The sequence below is a fragment of the Betaproteobacteria bacterium genome (genome assembly GCA_016709965.1).
GTDB classification, from domain to species: domain Bacteria; phylum Pseudomonadota; class Gammaproteobacteria; order Burkholderiales; family Rhodocyclaceae; genus Azonexus; species Azonexus amarohabitans.
Window position 1 is genome coordinate 74,309 of record JADJLT010000002.1, and the last position, 16,320, is coordinate 90,628.

The window sequence follows — 16,320 nt, forward strand, 5'->3', positions numbered from 1 at the left end:
TCAAGCCCCCTTCCCTTCCGGAATATCCAGTGGTTTGCCCTTGCGGTCGCGGCCGAGAATACGCGGCTTGAGGAAGCGGTCGATGACCGGTGTCAGCGCATTCATCAGCAATACCGCGAAAGCCATTCCTTCGGGATAGCCGCCATAAGTCCGGATTACCCAGGTAATGAATCCGATACCCAGACCAAACACTAGCTGGCCTGGTCCCGTATTCGGCGAAGTCACGTAATCAGTAGCGATAAAGAAGGCACCGAGCATGGCAGCCCCCGAAAGCAAGTGGGCAGAAACGCTCAAATAATGGGTCGGATCGACGGCGTGCCCGATGGCTGCGGGAATCGCCAGCCCCGCCAGCACCGCCACCGGTGTATGCCAGCTAATGACGCCGACACTCAACAGGTACAGCCCGCCCGCCACGATCAGCAGCGATGCCGACTCGCCAAAGCTGCCCGAACGTGCACCAATCCAGGAGAGCACCGGTGCATGATCACCAGCCAGTGAATGGAGCAGGTCAATGCCACGCGACAATTCGGTCTTGGTATAGCCGAGCAATGAAGCACTGGCCATCGCATCCGGTTGCGGCAGGCTGGTCAGGAAAATACGCAGCCCGTCAATGAAGTCCGGCGCAGCCAGCGAGGTCAGCGGTAGCGGATGCACCCACTGGGTCAACGGCACCGGGAAGGAAACCAGCAGCGCGACGCGGGCGACCATGGCCGGATTGAAGACGTTCTGCCCAACCCCGCCGAAGACCTGCTTGCCAATCACGATGGCGATGAAGCCGCCAACCACCGCTACCCACCACGGTGCCCAAGGCGGCAAGGTCATGGCTAGCAACCAGCCGGTGAGCAGCGCCGAGCCGTCGAACAGCGTAGCCTTGATTCGGGTGACGCCCATCATCTTCAGCGACAGCGCCTCAAAACCGAGACAGGAGAGGATGGTCAGCAGCCACAGGAAGAAAGACGGCCAGCCGAAGAGCCAGAATCCGTAGAGCGTGGCTGGCATCAATGCCATCTGGACACGGAACATGGTGCGGGTAACCGTGTTTCCACCATGGGCGTGCGGCGATGCAACAGGCTGGGCAGTCAGTGTGGCCGGAGTCATGCGGATTCTCCCTGAGTTTCACCTTGTCGGAAGTCCACTTGCGGAACTGCTTTAGCTGCGGCTTCCGCATTCGCCTTGGCAGCGGCTGCAGCTTCCCTCTCGGCCTTGCGCTTGGCCGCCGCCTCGGCCTTTTCACGTGCTTCCCGATCAAGTCGTTCCTGCCGCTGCGAAGCCAACTTTTTTGTCGCATCGCTACGCAGCTTGTTGCGGTCCTGTGCTGCCAGTTCGCCCTTGGCATGGACAAAGTATTGAACGAGCGGGATTTTCGACGGACAGACGTAAGCACAGCAACCGCAGGCGATGCAGTCCTTCAGGCCGAGGTCAATGGCATCGCCGTAGGCCTCATTGCGGATACGCGAACTCATTTCCAGCGGCAGCAAGCCCATCGGACAAGCCTTGACGCAGGAACCGCAGCGGATGCACGGATTTGGTTCCTGCTCCGCCACTTCGGCGGTGTCAAAAGCCAGGATGCCGCTGGTACCCTTGACCACCGGGACACGCCAGTGCGGAATCTGCATGCCCATCATCGGACCACCCATGACCCGGCGCGCCAAGCCAAGTCCTTCGCCCTTCAAGCCACCGGCAAAGGAAATAACCTCTTCGGCCAGCGTACCGACGCGAACCTCGATATTGCCCGGCTGACTGGCGCAATTGCCATTGACGGTGACCAGCCGCGAGATCAGCGGCTTGCCCTCGCGCACAGCAGTGCGCACGGCCAACGCAGTGCCGACGTTGTGAACAATGACACCGATGTCGGCCGGACGACCATCCGCCGGCACCTCGATACCGGTCAGCACTTGTATAAGCTGCTTTTCCGAACCCATCGGGTATCGGGCCGGCACGGGGCGAATTTGCACTGCATCAAACCCGGCCGCCGCGACTTGCATCGCGGCAATGGCTTCCGGCTTGTTGTCCTCGATCCCGACCAGCGCCACACTGGCTCCCGTCGCATGCAGCATGATGCGGATACCATCGACAATGCCCGCGGCGGCATCGCGCATCAGCCGGTCGTCGCAGGAAAGATAAGGTTCGCACTCGCCGCCGTTCATGACCAGCGTTGTTACGTTGGCGCGCGAAGCGCCGATCAGCTTGACGGCCGACGGAAAGGCAGCACCACCCATGCCGACCACGCCGGCGGAGGCAACACGCTTGCCAATCTCGGCGGCAGGCAAAGCAAAGGGATCGTCGCAACCGCACAGTTCGCACCATTCATCGGCACCGTCGGCCTCCAGAATAATCGCCGGTAGCGTCAGGCCGGAAGGATGCGGCGCCGTAATTTCAGTCACTGCCGTGATGGTACCGGAGGTCGGTGCATGAATTGGTGCCGACACCATGCCTTGTGCCTCCGCAATCACTTCACCCTTTTTGACCTTCTGGCCGACCAGTACGGCTGCCCGTGCCGGGCCACCCAAGTGCTGCTGCAGTGGCAAGTACAGTCTGGCCGGTACCGGCATGACGCGAACCGGCTGATCAGCCGCCGGCCGCTTGTGGTCATCCGGATGCACCCCCCAGTCGTTGCCGAGGAAGTGCTTGAAGAGGTTCATGAATCCCATGGCGATCTCACGCGGCAAGTGGCTTGGGCATGACCCAATGTTGCAGGGTGACCGGCACCGGTTTCATGACCAGTGCGTCGGTCGGGCATTTTGCAACGCAGCTCGAACAGCCGGTGCAGGCTTCGCGGAAGACGTTGTGCACCTGCTTGGCAGCGCCGATGATGGCATCAGTCGGACACACCTTGCTGCAGCGGCAGCAACCGATACACAGCTCTTCCGCAACCGTGGCGATCTTCGGACCATCGTCGGACATTGCCGAGAGATCAACGGTAAGACCAAGCTTGGCAGCAATGGCAGCAGCCAGCGACTTGCCGCCCGGCGGGCAGCAGGTCGGCGCAGCCGTACCGTCGGCAATGGCCGTCGCTGCCCCGGAGCAACCTGGAAAGCCACACTGCCCGCAATTCGAACCCGGCATCATGGTAATCAGTTCCTCGACCAGCGGATTGCCTTCGACCTGCAGGAATTTATTGGCGACACCGAGGATGACGCCGAGTGCGGCGCCGAGGAGGGTCAGGCTGAGGATGGCAGCGATCATTTGGCGTATTCCCCTTTAAACATTCATGCCCGAGAAGCCCATGAAGGCCAGTGCGAGCAGACTGATGGTGACAAACGAGATTGGCGATCCGGCAAAGGCCACCGGGACACGAGCCAGCGCAATGCGTTCGCGCAGGCCGGCGAAGATCAGCAACACGATGGTGAAACCCAGTGCCGAACCGAAGCCGTAGAGCAGGCTTTTGAACAAGTTGAATTTCTGATCCACATTGAGCAGCGCGACGCCGAGTACCGCACAGTTGGTGGTGATCAAAGGCAGGTAGATACCCAGCGACTGGTAAAGGCCGGGGCTGGATTTCTTGATGAACATTTCAGTGAATTGGACGACCGCCGCGATCACCAGGATAAAGGTCAGGATGCGCAGGTAACCCAGTCCCAGGGGCTGCAGCATCCAGTTGTCGAGCATCCACGACGCACCAGCCGCCAGCGTGATGACGAAGGTGGTGGCCAGCCCCATGCCAAAGGCGCTGTCCACGCTCTTCGAGACCCCCATCACCGGACACAGGCCGAGGAACTTGATCAGTACCACGTTGTTTACCAGCGCGGTGGAAAGCAGCAGTAACAGGAATTCGCTCATGGCAGTCAGGCTCAAGTAGTTTCGTAGCCATCACTGCACAAGGCGTGCCAATCCGCCAGTTCATCGCGCCACCCCGGCAAAACCCCATGCCGATACAGACTCCCGCGGTCAACGCCCAAAATTGGTGCATTTTAAAAAGCTACAAATGTCGCGAACCCGACAGACATTTCGTCGCATTTCAGCCCTAGGCCTGCGCTTCAGCCGAGATTCCACCGCGAACAGCCAAACGGCACGGAAGCTGCTTCGAATACGCCTTAAGGATTAGCCACGCTACACATAACGAACTATTCAGGAGTCAAGCCATGTCGTCCGTCACGCATATCACGACACCAATCATCGAGAAAAAACTGCCGCCTGAAGCCTTTCGACATGCAGTCGACCAGGCTGATCTGGCGATCTCGATAACGGATGCCAAGGCCAACATCCTGTTTGCCAACGACGCGTTTACCCGCGTCACCGGCTATAGCAAGAACGAAATACTCGGCAAGAACGAGTCCTCGCTATCCAACCACACGACGCCACCCGAGATATACCAGTCAATGTGGACCGAACTTTCGGCCCAGAAGCCGTGGTCGGGAAAAGTACTCAACCGGCGCAAGGATGGCACCCTGTATCTGGCCGAACTGGAGATTTCCCCGGTCGTCGATGCCAGCGGGGAAACCACCCATTTTGTCGGCATGCACCGTGATATCACCGATTTGCATCGCTTGGAGCGACTGGTTCGCAACCAGAAACATTTGATCGAGTCGGTGGTCGACGCCGCGCCCATAGCTTTCGCGCTTCTCGACCCGAACGGGCGCATCATTCTCGACAATCAGGAATACAAGAAGCTGGTCTCCGACCTGCGCGTCAAGGAACCTGCCCACAGCATGCTGGACGGGATCTTTCCCACCTGGCGCGAAAGCCTGGCCAGCCAGCCGCAGCAGTTGCTGATGAATAACCGTGAAGTCCGCATCGATCGGGCAGCAGGCCGTGCCCGCTGGCTGTCGGTGACTTCGTCGATCATCGACATGCATAGCGACTGTGCCGACAGCTATTTCTGCGCCGACGGCCAACCCGGCCTGCTCCTTGTCATTGCCGACATTACCAATCTACGGGATGAGCAGGAACGATCCCGTGCTTCGGCCCTGCAGGCAGTGCTGGCCAAGGAAGAACGCACGGCCGCGATCCGTGAAGGTCTGTCAGCCGCCATTTTCCGCCTCGAAGAACCGATGAATGTCATGGCCTCGGCCATCTCCGTGCTGCAACGTCGCGACCCGGCCAGCGCAGCGATGCTGCAGTCCGCATTGGCCGGCAGTCGTGAACATCTGGAAGCACTGCGCCAAGTGATCCCGCAAAGTCCCCAGGAAATCGTCGTCAGCGTCAACATGAACGAAATCCTGCGCGATGTGTTGGAAATCAGCACACCACGCCTGCTTGCAGCCGGCATCACCGTCGACTGGCAACCGGCGGCCACCCTGCCACCGATTATCGGCCGCCCGCTGCAGCTACGGATGCTCTTCAAGGTACTGGTCGACAACGCCATCGAGGCCATGAACATCAAGGGCTGGAAGCGCCGCGAACTGACGATGACCAGCACACTCAAGGGCGAATGCATCGTGATTTCCGTGCTCGACAGCGGCCCCGGCATTCCGGAGGAGTGGCGGCACAAGGCATTCGAGCCATTCTTCACGGCCAAGAGCGGTACCGGCAGGCACATTGGTACCGGCCTTTCTCGCGCCCAGCAGGTCGTCGCTGACCACGGCGGCATCATCGACCTCGACGAAAGCCCCAGTGGCGGTTGCGCAGCGATCGTCGAGTTCCGCATAGACGGCGACCCGATCTGAAAACAGGCAAAGAGAACAGCATGCATGAACACACCATTCACCCCTTGGACGAATGCCCGCCGCCCGGCGGCTTTTGCCGAACGCACGAGCTGAATATCCAGCTGCTGGCAGCGCTTTACGCCGTTAGCCGGGTACTCAGCCGCTCCCTGGATTTCAATGAAACGCTGCGCGACGTATTGCGCGTGCTGCACGATGAAGCCGGCCTGAACCGTGGTCTGATCAGCGTACTCGACCCGGACAGCGGCAAGCTCAATATCCACACAATCTACAGTCCGGAAGGCCCGATCCTCGATGACTCGCAATACGGCCCCGGCGAAGGCATCATCGGCCTGGTACTGGAAAAGCCGCGCACCATCAAACTGACTCGCGTCGCCGATGAGGCACGCTTTCTAAACCGTGGTGACGTCTATCAAGGCGAATTGCCCTTCATCGCCGTGCCCATCAAGGTCGGTGGCGATCTCAAGGGGGTACTGGCCGTCCAGCCCGAACTGCCTGAAGACGGCCTGCTGGAAGAACGCGCCCAGTTTGTTGAAATGGTCGCCAACCTGATCGGTCAGAGCCTGAGACTGTCGATGCAGGTTGCCCAGGAAAAATCCAGCCTCTTGGAAGAACGCGACCTGCTGCGCCGCACCGTGCGTCATCAGTTCGGCTTTGACAGTATGGTGGGCCGTTCGGCGGTCATGCGCCGTGTGTTCGACCAGGCACGCATGGTCGCCAAGTGGAACACCACCGTGCTGATTCGCGGCGAAACCGGCACCGGCAAGGAACTGATCGCCAACGCCATTCATTACAACTCGCCGCGCGCCCGCAATGCGCTGGTCAAGCTGAACTGCGCCGCCTTGCCGGAAAACCTTCTGGAATCCGAACTCTTCGGCCACGAACGCGGCGCCTTTACCGGCGCCGTCGAATCGCGCAAGGGCCGATTCGAGCAGGCCCACGGCGGTACCCTCTTCCTCGATGAAATCGGCGAAGTCTCAGCCGCGTTCCAGGCCAAGATGCTGCGCATCCTGCAGGAAGGCGAATTCGAGCGGGTCGGTGGCAGCAAGACCATCAAGGTTGATGTCCGCATCATCGCAGCGACCCACCGCGATCTGGAAACTGCTGTCGAGATGGGCGACTTCCGCGAAGACCTTTTTTATCGCCTCAATGTCATGCCACTGTTTCTGCCTCCGCTGCGCGAGCGCATCGAGGACATCCCGGAAATTGCCCGCCACCTGCTGACCAAGATCGGCAGCGACCAGAAGCGCAAACTGACCTTGACCGACATGGCCAACCGCCGCCTGGCCAACCACGATTGGCCCGGTAACGTCCGCGAACTTGAAAACTGTCTGGAACGTGCCGCAGTGCTCTCCGACGACGGTCAGATCGACGTAGATCTGATCCGCTTCCCGAGCGTACGCGAGCGCAGCAGTCCACGCCCCATGCGCACGGTGATTTCCACCCCCCAAGGGGACTTCCTGCGGGGCGCGGTCAACCCGAATTCCGGGGCAATTCCGGAAATTGATATCGATGACCCCAACCTGTCGGAAAAGGAACGTGTCATCGCTGCACTGGAACAAGCCGGCTGGGTGCAAGCCAAGGCCGCTCGAATCCTCGGCATGACGCCGCGCCAGATTGCCTACCGCATCCAGACGCTGAACATCGAAGTCAAGCAGTTTTAAGCAGCGCAGTAGCGCGCCGCCAACCTATCATTCATCAAAAGCGTGAATGAAATCGCGCAGCCGCGGATAGATTTGCCGCTCCCAGCGCTTGCCGTTGAAGACGCCGTAATGCCCAACCGTCGCTTGCAGGTGGTGCTGTTTGCGGTATGGAGCGAGTTTGGCGCACAGATCATGGGCAGCCAGCGTCTGGCCGATTGAGCAAATATCGTCACGCTCGCCTTCGACCGTGAATAGTGCCGTTCGGCGAATCAGTTCCGGCCGCACCAGTCGCCCGCGGTATTCGAGCTTTCCTTGCGGCAAGTGGTACTCCTGAAAGACCTTGCGCACGGTCTGCAGATAAAACTCAGCCGGCAGATCCATCATCGCCAGGTATTCGTCGTAGAACTCCTTGATGCCGATGGCGCGATCCGTTTCGCCCGCTGCATAGTGGTCGTACATCCTGCGGAACGACTCCTTGTGACGATCAATGTTCATACTCATGAATGCAGAAATTTGCAGAAAGCCCGGATAAACCTTGCGCAGCGCGCCCTTGTAACGGAGCGGGACAGTCCCGATCAGCTTGCGCTCAAACCACTCGATGGGCTTTTCGGTGGCCAGGCGGTTCACCTCGGTCGGATTGATCCGGCAATCGATCGGCCCCGCCATCAATGTCATGCTGCGCGGTTGGTGCGGATGATTCTCCTCGGCCATGATGGACACCGCGGCCAGGGTCGGCACGGTCGGCTGGCAGACAGCTACCAGATGGGTATGCGGCCCGAGCCAATCGACGAAGGTGATGATCTGTTCGATAAAAGTATCGAGATCGAACAGGCCGGCGGAAAGCGGAATGTCGCGCACGTTATGCCAGTCGGTGACGTAAACATCGTGGTCACGCAGCAGCGTCTGCACCGTGCCGCGCAACAAGGTGGCGAAGTGGCCGGAAGCCGGCGCCACCAACAAGACCTTGGGCTCGCCCGGTGCGACACCTTCCTTGCGGAAACGCAGCAGGGTACAGAAAGGTGTGGCGTGCACCGCCTCCTCTGTCACCAAAACAGTGCCTGCGTCGGTGTCCACCTTGTCGATGCCAAAGGGAGGCCGATCATGCGTCAGGCCGGCCAGCGCCAGCACCTCACAGGCCCCGGCCGCCTTGCGCAGCAACTTGCTCTCGGGCAACCAGAACAGGCTGTGATGCAGCCATGGCGCCAGATATCGCGCCACCGAACGCATCGGCGTCGTGAGGTCGGCCAGCGTCTGGTAGGCCTGATAATGCAGTGCGGGGCTAAAGGCGGTCATGGTCGGTTTCCGGCAGATGGGCAACGCTTTCCATAAGCAATACGCATGCCGTCACCGGCACATCGATTGGCATATGCTTTGCTACATAAAGACACGCCGTGCGCATTCGCCGCACTGCACCCGTTTTGTGGAGACCCAATCCGATGCCCGTCGCAACCCTTACCCTGAGCAGCAAAAACTACTCGTCCTGGTCGTTGCGCGGCTGGTTGATGGCCCGCTTCGCCGGACTCGATTTTTCCGAACAAATGGTTGAAACGGACAATGCCAGTGCGCGCGCCGAACTGCTGCTGCTCGCCCCTTCCGTGCGCGTGCCGCGGCTGACGCATGGCGACATTTCAGTCTGGGATACGCTCGCCATTGGCGAATATCTCAACGAAATCAAGCCCAAGGCCGGCCTGCTTCCAGCCGATGCGACCGCCCGCGCCCATTGCCGTTCGATCTGCGGCGAGATGCATTCCGGCTTTGCCTCGCTGCGCGCGGCACTACCAATGAATCTCAAGGCCCGCTTCCCCAATTTCACGGTCTGGTCGCGCGCCAAGGGCGATATCGAGCGCGTCGTCGAGATCTGGCATGATTGCCTGCAACAGTACGGCGGCCCCTTCCTGTTCGGCAAGAAGCCAACCCTCGCCGATGCCATGTACGCGCCGGTCGCCACTCGTTTCATGACCTATGACGTGGCGCTTGACGAGGTCTGTGCAGCCTATTGCCAGACCATCATGACCCTGCCGGTAATGAAGGAATGGATCGAGGCAGCAAAGGGAGAACCTGACGATATTGAAGAACTTGAAATGGAGTTCTGACAGCCGGAAACGCCCAAAAAAATTGCACACTTTCGAGGCACATGCTCGTCGGCGGTGCGTCGGAGCAATGACCTCGACATGGCCAATTTTTGCAGAGTCACCGCTCTTTAACTCACTTGTCGCAAACCCTACAAATCAGCAACAGACCAAATCATTGAATTAATTGGATTATTACCTGGCATTCCCCTTGCAATAACTTGGCTATCAACCAGGAGAGCAACATGCCAAAACCCAAGAAACACGTCCTCGTCTGCGTTCAGGGACGGCCCAACGGTCACCCACGCGGCTCTTGCCAGGAAAAGGGCTGCGGCACCACCTGGCAGGCCTTTTCGGACGAATTTACGGCCCGCAACCTGTGGGCTTCGGGCTTTCAGCTGACCAACACCGGCTGCCTCGGCCCCTGCCATCTCGGCCCCAGCGTGGTGATTTATCCGGAAGGCACGATGTACGTCGGCGTCAAGCCGGAAGATGTGGGCACCATCATCGACGAGCATTTGATGTTTGATCAACCGGTCGCCCACCTGCTGGCGCCGGCCGATGTCTGGGCCTGAGATCATGGAAAAACTACCCTACGAAATCGGTGACATGGTCTTTGCAGCCGAAGACATCTTCAACGATGGCGGCATGCCCGGCATCGACGACGAGGAAGGTCTGATCGTCCCGGCCGGGCAGCGTGGCGTGGTCGTGCATTTCGGCGTGGCCGAGATGGACGAAACCAAGGAAATCTATCTGGTCCAGTTCGAAAATGGCCCGGATGGCAGTCTCGGTGCACCAATCGGCTGCCTGCCGGATGAGCTGACCCAGGAAACAGACACCGCTACGGTCAACGGGTAAAAATGACCAAAATCGGAATTTTCTTCGGCACCGACACCGGCCGCACCCGGCTGATCGCCAAGCAGATGGCGAAAAAGCTGGGTGAATCTGCCGATGCGCCGGTAAATATCGGCCGCACGACGCTGGACGATTTCCTCGCCTACGACGCGTTGATCCTCGGTAGCCCGACGTTGGGCGATGGCGAACTGCCCGGGCAATCGGTCGGCCTCAGCCAACCGAGCTGGGAGGAGTTTCTGCCGCAACTGGCCGGCGCCGATCTGACCGGCAAGGTCGCAGCGATCTACGGGCTGGGTGATCAGAAGAAATATCCCGATGAATTTGTCGACGCCATCGGCATCATTCATGACGCGCTGGTCGCCGCTGGTGCAAGAGTGGTTGGCCGCTGGCCAATAGCAGCTTACGAGTTCGCCGCCTCACAGGCTGTCGACGGCGAGCATTTCCTCGGTCTGGCCCTCGACCAGATCAACCAGCCGGTATTGACCGAAGAACGCATCGATACCTGGCTGGCGCAAATCCGACCGGAGCTACTGCCATGAACGCCAATCCTTGGGCCTCGCCAAAATCCCGTGAAATCCGCCGTGTACTGGTCTCACTTGATGAACGCATCGCCAGCGCCTGCGATATCGAACCGGACGCCGGGCAAGACCCGCACATCGTCACCCTGCGCCACGCCGAAATCGCCACACTACGCGCCCACGTGTATCTGCACGGCCAGCGAGCCGGGACCTACGGCATCTTCTACGAATTCCCGCACCCGGTACCGGGCATTCTGGAGAGCGAGGAGAACCTGCCGCTGCCGAAGGTATTGGCCAGCCTCGCTCTGCATTTCGACGCCTGAAAGCTGCAATCAGGCTGGCACGCCCAAGACAATATGGCTGGCCTTGATCAATGCACTGGCAGGCACGCCGGGTTTAAGCCCGAGCTCCAGCACCGCTTCGTTGGTCACCACGGCATAAACCAGCGTGCCGCCAGTCAACTTGATCGTCACTTCACTATTAACGGCGCCCTTGATGACGCTGTCCACGCTGCCCGCCAACTGGTTGCGGGCGCTGAACTTCACGCTCCCCTCCCCGGCCAGCACCATCACCCACGGCGCTTTCACAAACGCCATTACCGGCTTGCCAAGCGCCAGGCCCAGCGACTGAACGCTGCCTTCGGTCACGATGGCGATCAGGCGGTCACCACCGGCCATCGTGATTTCAACCTCTGCATTGACCTTGCCATCGGTCAAAGCCGTGATCGTTCCTTCAAACACATTGCGGGCGCTGATTTTCATGTTGTTCTCCTTGAAGCTGTTGATGTTGGGCTGGCCCGGATTTCGCTATATACAAATCAGCATAGCGATATTAACCGGACACAAGCGTACTTTAGCCAACAGCGTTGCGCACATTCAACCATAGCGCGGCGTATAAATTGGCCTGAAACCTACGCCAAGCCACACAATTCCGCTATCGTTATATACACGACAATATACTGTAGCAAGGACGACAAAATGGAGCAAATCGCACATCGCCTGCGCAGCAAGCTGGAAGTGGATACCGAGTTCGGCAGCTTTCTCGGCGACACCCGGATCAAGCTGTTGGAAGCCATTGAAAAACACGGCTCGATCACCCATGCCGCCAAGGCGGTTCCACTTTCCTACAAGGCAGCGTGGGATGCCATCGACGCCATGAACAATCTCGCCGACCAGCCACTGGTTCAGCGCTCAACGGGCGGCAAGAACGGCGGCGGCACGCAGATCACCGAACATGGCAAGAAGACAGTCGCCCTCTACCGCGCGCTGGAAGCTGAATATCAGGCCGCTCTCGACCGTCTGAGCGCCAGCATGAACGATGGCCAAGCCAGTGATTTCGAACAATTCCGCCAACTCCTCAAGCGCATGTCGATCAAGGCCAGCGCCCGCAACCAGTTCGCCGGCAAGATCGTTGGCCTGCGCGAAGGCCACGTCGATTTCGAAGTCCGCCTCAAGCTCGATGACGACAACGAACTGGTCGCCGTCATCACCTGCGAATCAGCCGAAACGCTGGGCCTGACAATCGGCATGGAAGTCTTTGCGCTGGTCAAGTCATCGTCCGTGCTGCTGCTCTCCGATTCGACCGTCAAAACCAGCGCACGCAATCATCTTTGGGGCGAAATCACGCGCATCCACGACGGCCCGGTCAATGCCGAAGTCACCCTGACCCTGCCCAGCGGCAAGACCGTGTGTGCCGTGGTCACTCACGACAGCATCGACAACCTCGGCCTCGCCATTGGCGGGAAAGCCTGCGCCGTCTTCAAGGCGTCTGCCGTGATTCTCTGTCTTCACGCCTGAAAGGATAAAAAATGTTGAAAAAATTCGTTTTTTTCGGGTTGACCGTAGCAATCGCCGGTTTTGCCCACGCTGACGAAGTTCAGGTCGCCGTCGCCGCCAATTTCACCGCCCCGATGCAGCAGATCGCCGTCCAGTTCGAGAAGGACACCGGCCACAAGGCCACGCTGGCTTTCGGTGCCACCGGGAAGTTCTACGCCCAGATCACCAACGGCGCCCCCTTTGAAATCCTGCTCGCTGCCGACGACGAAACCCCGGCCAGGCTGGAAAAGGAAGGTCAGGGCATGGTCGGCAGCCGCTTCACCTACGCCATCGGCACGCTGGTCCTGTGGTCTGCCAACCCGGATCTGGTTGATACGAAGGGCGAGATTCTGAAAGCGAACAGCTTCAAGCATCTGGCGCTGGCCAACCCGAAGACCGCCCCCTATGGCGCCGCCGCCCTGGAAGCCATGAACAAGCTGGGCGTCCTGCCCATGCTGCAAAGCCGTTTCGTACAGGGCGAAAACATCGCGCAAACCTACCAGTTCATCCTGAGTGGCAACGCAGAACTTGGCTTTGTCGCCCTCTCGCAGGTCTATAAGGACGGCAAGATCACGGCCGGTTCCGCCTGGCGAGTCCCTGCCAATCTGTATGAACCGATCCGCCAGGACGCTTTGCTGCTCGCCAAAGGAAAGGACAAGCCGGCCGCCGGCGCCCTGCTCGCCTATCTCAAAGGCGACAAGGCCAGGACGATCATCAAGTCCTACGGCTACGAATTGCGTTGATCATGGAATCCACCCACCTTCTTCCCCGCGCCCGGCAGGCGCGTTGGTCCAACACGACGCCGGACTGGCTGCTATTTCTGCCTGACGAGTGGCGCGACATGGTGATAGAGCCGCTGGATTTTCAACAGCACCGGGAATACGAAATGGCCGCGATGCGCAGCTTCGGTTATGACGTCGATGGCTTGACCTGCTACTACGCCCACAGCTACGCATTGAATGAGAGCCGGACTGACGATGATGAGGATTTCTACGAGGTCGTCGCCTACGGCGAGTCGGTCCATGCCTGGCGTTTGCGCGACGAACGGTGGTTGACGTTCCGGGTGGTCTACACCGGTGCTGACTGCACCCGCAGCCGTGGCTTTTACAGCTTTTCAGAGCAAGCACCGACCTGATGAGCCCCTATCTCCTCCCCGACGCTTTCCTCGAAAGCCTGCTGCAGGATGACAGCCCCTGCGGTGACGCCACTACCTTTGCCCTCGGCATCGGCCAGCAAGCTGGACAACTGGTCTTTCGGGCCAGGCAGGCGATGGTCCTCTGTGGCAGCGAAGAAGCCCTGCGCATGGGCGAAATGCGTGGCCTAACCATGATTGCTCCAATGCGCGACAGTGGCAGCCGGTTGCAGGCTGGCGACGAGATATTGCGACTGAACGGCAATGCCGCCAACCTGCACGTTGTCTGGAAGACCGCGCAAACGCTAATGGAGTATCTGTCGGGCATCGCCACCGGCGTCGCCGATATTGTCGCCGCTGCGCGTCGTGGCAATCCGGAAACCAGCGTTGTCTGCACGCGCAAGAACTTTCCCGGCACTAAGGCAGCCGCCTTGAAAGCCGTGCTCAGTGGCGGCGCCGCCCCGCATCGCCTGAACCTGTCGGAAACCCTGCTGGTCTTTCCCGAACACCGCGCCTTTCTCAGGGACGAAACGCCGGAAGCCACGCTGGAACGCCTGCGCCACCGTTGGCCGGAACGGGCCGTGGTCGTCGAGGTCGATAACGAAGCCGACGCCACGCGGTGGATTGCAGCCGGTGTTGAAGTGCTGCAACTGGAAAAGATGTCGGTCGACATGCTCACCCGCATCGCCAGCCATCCAGCAGTTCGCGGACAACACACCAAAATCGCCGCCGCCGGCGGTATCAATGCGAGCAATGCCGAAGCCTACGCGCAAGCCGGCGCCCGCATTCTTGTCACCAGCGCCCCCTACTCGGCACCGCCGCGCGATGTCGCGGTTACCCTCGAACCCGTTACTTAACCTTTGGACGATCACCATGAAAATCGCCATCGCCACCAAGGATTTCGCCACCGTCAGCAGCCACGCCGGACAAACCCGGCAATGGCTGCTCTATGACCTGAGCGAACACCGCGCCCATCAACTGCTACCCGTGCCGCTGCGCGTCGATCTGGATAAGGAACAAGTGCTGCACGTCTTCGAAGACAACGCACCTCACCCGCTCGACGGCGTAGACATTGTGGTGGCTGCCAGTGCTGGCGACGGCTTTATCCGCCACATGAAAAAGCGCGGTAGCGACGTGCTGCTCACCGGCGAAAGCGACCCGGCCATCGCCATCACCCGCATCCTGGCCGGCGAAGCGCTGGCCGATCAACGCTTCGACATCACGACGGCGCTGTGCAAGGTACGCGACCTGTTTTCCCGCTACTAACTCAGGCCAGAGCGCTGGCCAGCAGCACAGCGACATGCACCGCATCGCGGCCCGTGCCATCCTTGATCTGATGGCGGCAGGAAAAACCATCGGCAACAATAGGCGCATCAGCCGGGGCTGAACGCACCGCCGGCAGCAAGGCCAGCTCGCCCATTTTCACCGACGCTTCGTAATGCTCGGCCTCCAGCCCGAAACTGCCGGACATACCGCAGCAACTGGCATCGACAATCTCGAAATCGAACTTCGGAATCCAGCCGAGCACCTTCTTCATCGACTTCATCGCGCCAAAGGCTTTCTGGTGACAATGGCCATGCACCACCGCCTTGCCGCCGGGAATCGGCTTCAAATCCAGTTTCAACCCCTTGTTGCCCTCGCGCATCAGGAATTCCTCAAACAGAAAAGCCTGCTTGCCAAGCTGCCCGACCTCAGGGCCAAGCGACAGACTATAGAACTCGTCACGCAAAGCCAGCAGACAGGACGGCTCCAACCCGATAATCGGCGTTCCTGCGGCCAAGGCCGGGGCAAGTGCCGCCATCACGCGTTTGCCTTCCTTTCTGGCGGCATCGACCATGCCTTGTGACAGGTAGGTGCGACCGCAGCACAAAGGGCGTTGCGGCTCGGCATCATCCGCCGCCGGGCGCAGCACTTCCACCGCATAGCCGCCCGCCGTCAGTACGGCAATCGCCGCCATGGCGACTTCCGGCGTGTAGTAGTGCGTGAAGGTGTCTACGAAAATCGCCACTTTTCCCCGTTGACCGCGGGATTCGGTGTTTTCGGTGAAAACGGGCCGGCTGACGATCTCGGGAATCGGCCGCTGCGCTGAAATGCCCAGTTTGCGCTCGGCCAGCCCAGCCAGCCACGGCGAGGCGTTACGCAGGCGAACCAGCGCCGCCAATGGCCAACGATAGCGATGCAACCATTCGGGCAGGCCGCCAAACAAGCGGGCGCGGCGTGGCACGCCAAGTTCTTCGTTGCGATGCGCCAGGTATTCGGTCTTGATCAACGTCATGTCGACCGAGCTCGGGCATTCCTTCTTGCAGCCCTTGCACGACACGCAGAGATCCATGGCCGAAGCCAGATCCGGATGAATAAAGGGCTGTTCGCCCAGTTCACCATTCAACGCCGACTTGAAGGCCTTGACCCGCGCACCGGTCGACTGCGCCGGATCACCAGTGATCCGGTAGCTTGGACACATGACGCCCTTGCCATCGCGCTGGCACTGGTGATTGTTCATGCAGACGGCAACCGCCTTGGCGTAATTGCCGCCCGTCGCCGGAATGCCGGCATAGGCATCGCCCATGCCGTAAGTGTCGTAAGCCGACCAGTCAAGAAAGGTTTTCATACCTATCGACTAGCAAGAGCAACGCCAGAATATTTATCCTGAAAATCAGCCAGATAGAGGAAACCACATTGTCAGTTA

Annotated in this window: 19 protein-coding genes; 12 read left to right on the plus strand and 7 right to left on the minus strand. The window is 59.9% G+C overall.

The features are described 5' to 3' along the window. From IPJ12_11720 to rsxA, 4 genes are read right to left on the minus strand one after another with little or no spacing between them, the layout of a single operon-like run. Positions 1-1,098: an RnfABCDGE type electron transport complex subunit D gene (locus IPJ12_11720; GenBank protein MBK7647807.1), complete on the minus strand. Its 1,098-nt coding sequence runs from the start codon at positions 1,096-1,098 to the stop codon at positions 1-3. Beyond that, on the minus strand, positions 1,095-2,651 hold the full coding sequence (rsxC, locus tag IPJ12_11725; GenBank protein ID MBK7647808.1) for an electron transport complex subunit RsxC: 1,557 nt from the start codon (positions 2,649-2,651) through the stop codon (positions 1,095-1,097). Before rsxC ends, IPJ12_11720 begins: the two co-directional genes overlap by 4 nt. Positions 2,652-2,658: 7 nt before the next feature. Further along, on the minus strand, positions 2,659-3,186 hold the full coding sequence (locus tag IPJ12_11730) for an RnfABCDGE type electron transport complex subunit B (protein MBK7647809.1): 528 nt from the start codon (positions 3,184-3,186) through the stop codon (positions 2,659-2,661). Positions 3,187-3,201: 15 nt separating this feature from the next. Then, positions 3,202-3,780 (minus strand): electron transport complex subunit RsxA, encoded by a 579-nt coding sequence (gene rsxA, locus IPJ12_11735; protein MBK7647810.1) that lies wholly within the window; start codon positions 3,778-3,780, stop codon positions 3,202-3,204. Positions 3,781-4,082: 302 nt separating this feature from the next. Here rsxA and nifL point away from each other — a divergent pair, with 302 nt between their 5' ends. Both nifL and nifA read left to right on the plus strand, forming a co-directional pair. Beyond that, positions 4,083-5,606: a nitrogen fixation negative regulator NifL gene (gene nifL / locus IPJ12_11740; GenBank protein ID MBK7647811.1), complete on the plus strand. Its 1,524-nt coding sequence runs from the start codon at positions 4,083-4,085 to the stop codon at positions 5,604-5,606. 89 nt (positions 5,607-5,695) lie between these two features. Further along, positions 5,696-7,267, plus strand: coding sequence for a nif-specific transcriptional activator NifA (gene nifA, locus IPJ12_11745; protein MBK7647812.1), 1,572 nt, complete (start codon positions 5,696-5,698; stop codon positions 7,265-7,267). A 27-nt stretch (positions 7,268-7,294) separates the two neighbouring features. Here nifA and phaZ read toward each other — a convergent pair whose 3' ends face one another. Beyond that, positions 7,295-8,539 (minus strand): polyhydroxyalkanoate depolymerase, encoded by a 1,245-nt coding sequence (gene phaZ / locus IPJ12_11750; GenBank protein MBK7647813.1) that lies wholly within the window; start codon positions 8,537-8,539, stop codon positions 7,295-7,297. A 143-nt stretch (positions 8,540-8,682) separates the two neighbouring features. Between phaZ and IPJ12_11755 the strand changes: the two genes are divergently transcribed. From IPJ12_11755 to IPJ12_11775, 5 genes are all read left to right on the plus strand, one after another. After that, on the plus strand, positions 8,683-9,339 hold the full coding sequence (locus tag IPJ12_11755; protein ID MBK7647814.1) for a glutathione S-transferase family protein: 657 nt from the start codon (positions 8,683-8,685) through the stop codon (positions 9,337-9,339). 221 nt (positions 9,340-9,560) lie between these two features. Continuing rightward, a complete protein-coding gene (locus tag IPJ12_11760) occupies positions 9,561-9,890 on the plus strand; it encodes a (2Fe-2S) ferredoxin domain-containing protein (protein MBK7647815.1) in 330 nt (109 codons plus the stop codon). A gap of 4 nt (positions 9,891-9,894) precedes the next feature. Next, positions 9,895-10,173 (plus strand): nitrogen fixation protein NifZ, encoded by a 279-nt coding sequence (locus IPJ12_11765; GenBank protein ID MBK7647816.1) that lies wholly within the window; start codon positions 9,895-9,897, stop codon positions 10,171-10,173. Between the two features lie 2 nt (positions 10,174-10,175). Then, positions 10,176-10,709: a flavodoxin gene (locus tag IPJ12_11770; GenBank protein MBK7647817.1), complete on the plus strand. Its 534-nt coding sequence runs from the start codon at positions 10,176-10,178 to the stop codon at positions 10,707-10,709. After that, on the plus strand, positions 10,706-11,011 hold the full coding sequence (locus IPJ12_11775) for a hypothetical protein (protein MBK7647818.1): 306 nt from the start codon (positions 10,706-10,708) through the stop codon (positions 11,009-11,011). Before IPJ12_11770 ends, IPJ12_11775 begins: the two co-directional genes overlap by 4 nt. 9 nt (positions 11,012-11,020) lie before the next feature. Here the strand turns inward: IPJ12_11775 and IPJ12_11780 are convergent, their stop codons facing one another. Continuing rightward, a complete protein-coding gene (locus tag IPJ12_11780; GenBank protein MBK7647819.1) occupies positions 11,021-11,449 on the minus strand; it encodes a TOBE domain-containing protein in 429 nt (142 codons plus the stop codon). A 216-nt stretch (positions 11,450-11,665) separates the two neighbouring features. Here IPJ12_11780 and IPJ12_11785 point away from each other — a divergent pair, with 216 nt between their 5' ends. From IPJ12_11785 to IPJ12_11805, 5 genes are read left to right on the plus strand one after another with little or no spacing between them, the layout of a single operon-like run. After that, positions 11,666-12,484, plus strand: coding sequence for a TOBE domain-containing protein (locus IPJ12_11785; protein MBK7647820.1), 819 nt, complete (start codon positions 11,666-11,668; stop codon positions 12,482-12,484). 11 nt (positions 12,485-12,495) lie between these two features. Then, complete coding sequence (gene modA, locus IPJ12_11790; GenBank protein ID MBK7647821.1) at positions 12,496-13,245, plus strand: molybdate ABC transporter substrate-binding protein; 750 nt, start codon at positions 12,496-12,498, stop codon at positions 13,243-13,245. A 2-nt stretch (positions 13,246-13,247) separates the two neighbouring features. Further along, entirely contained in the window at positions 13,248-13,637 is a 390-nt protein-coding gene (locus IPJ12_11795; protein MBK7647822.1) for a hypothetical protein, read from the plus strand. Further along, the gene (modD, locus tag IPJ12_11800) at positions 13,637-14,491 is read left to right on the plus strand and encodes a ModD protein (protein ID MBK7647823.1); all 855 of its coding nucleotides are present in this window, start codon (positions 13,637-13,639) and stop codon (positions 14,489-14,491) included. Before IPJ12_11795 ends, modD begins: the two co-directional genes overlap by 1 nt. Before the next feature lie 16 nt (positions 14,492-14,507). Then, positions 14,508-14,900 carry a hypothetical protein gene (locus IPJ12_11805; protein ID MBK7647824.1) on the plus strand — a complete coding sequence of 131 codons (393 nt, stop codon included), beginning with the start codon at positions 14,508-14,510 and terminating at the stop codon, positions 14,898-14,900. Position 14,901: 1 nt separating this feature from the next. On the opposite strand, the gene IPJ12_11810 is transcribed toward IPJ12_11805, so the two are convergent. Further along, positions 14,902-16,242 (minus strand): 4Fe-4S dicluster domain-containing protein, encoded by a 1,341-nt coding sequence (locus IPJ12_11810; protein ID MBK7647825.1) that lies wholly within the window; start codon positions 16,240-16,242, stop codon positions 14,902-14,904. Between the last annotated feature and the right edge of the window lie 78 nt (positions 16,243-16,320).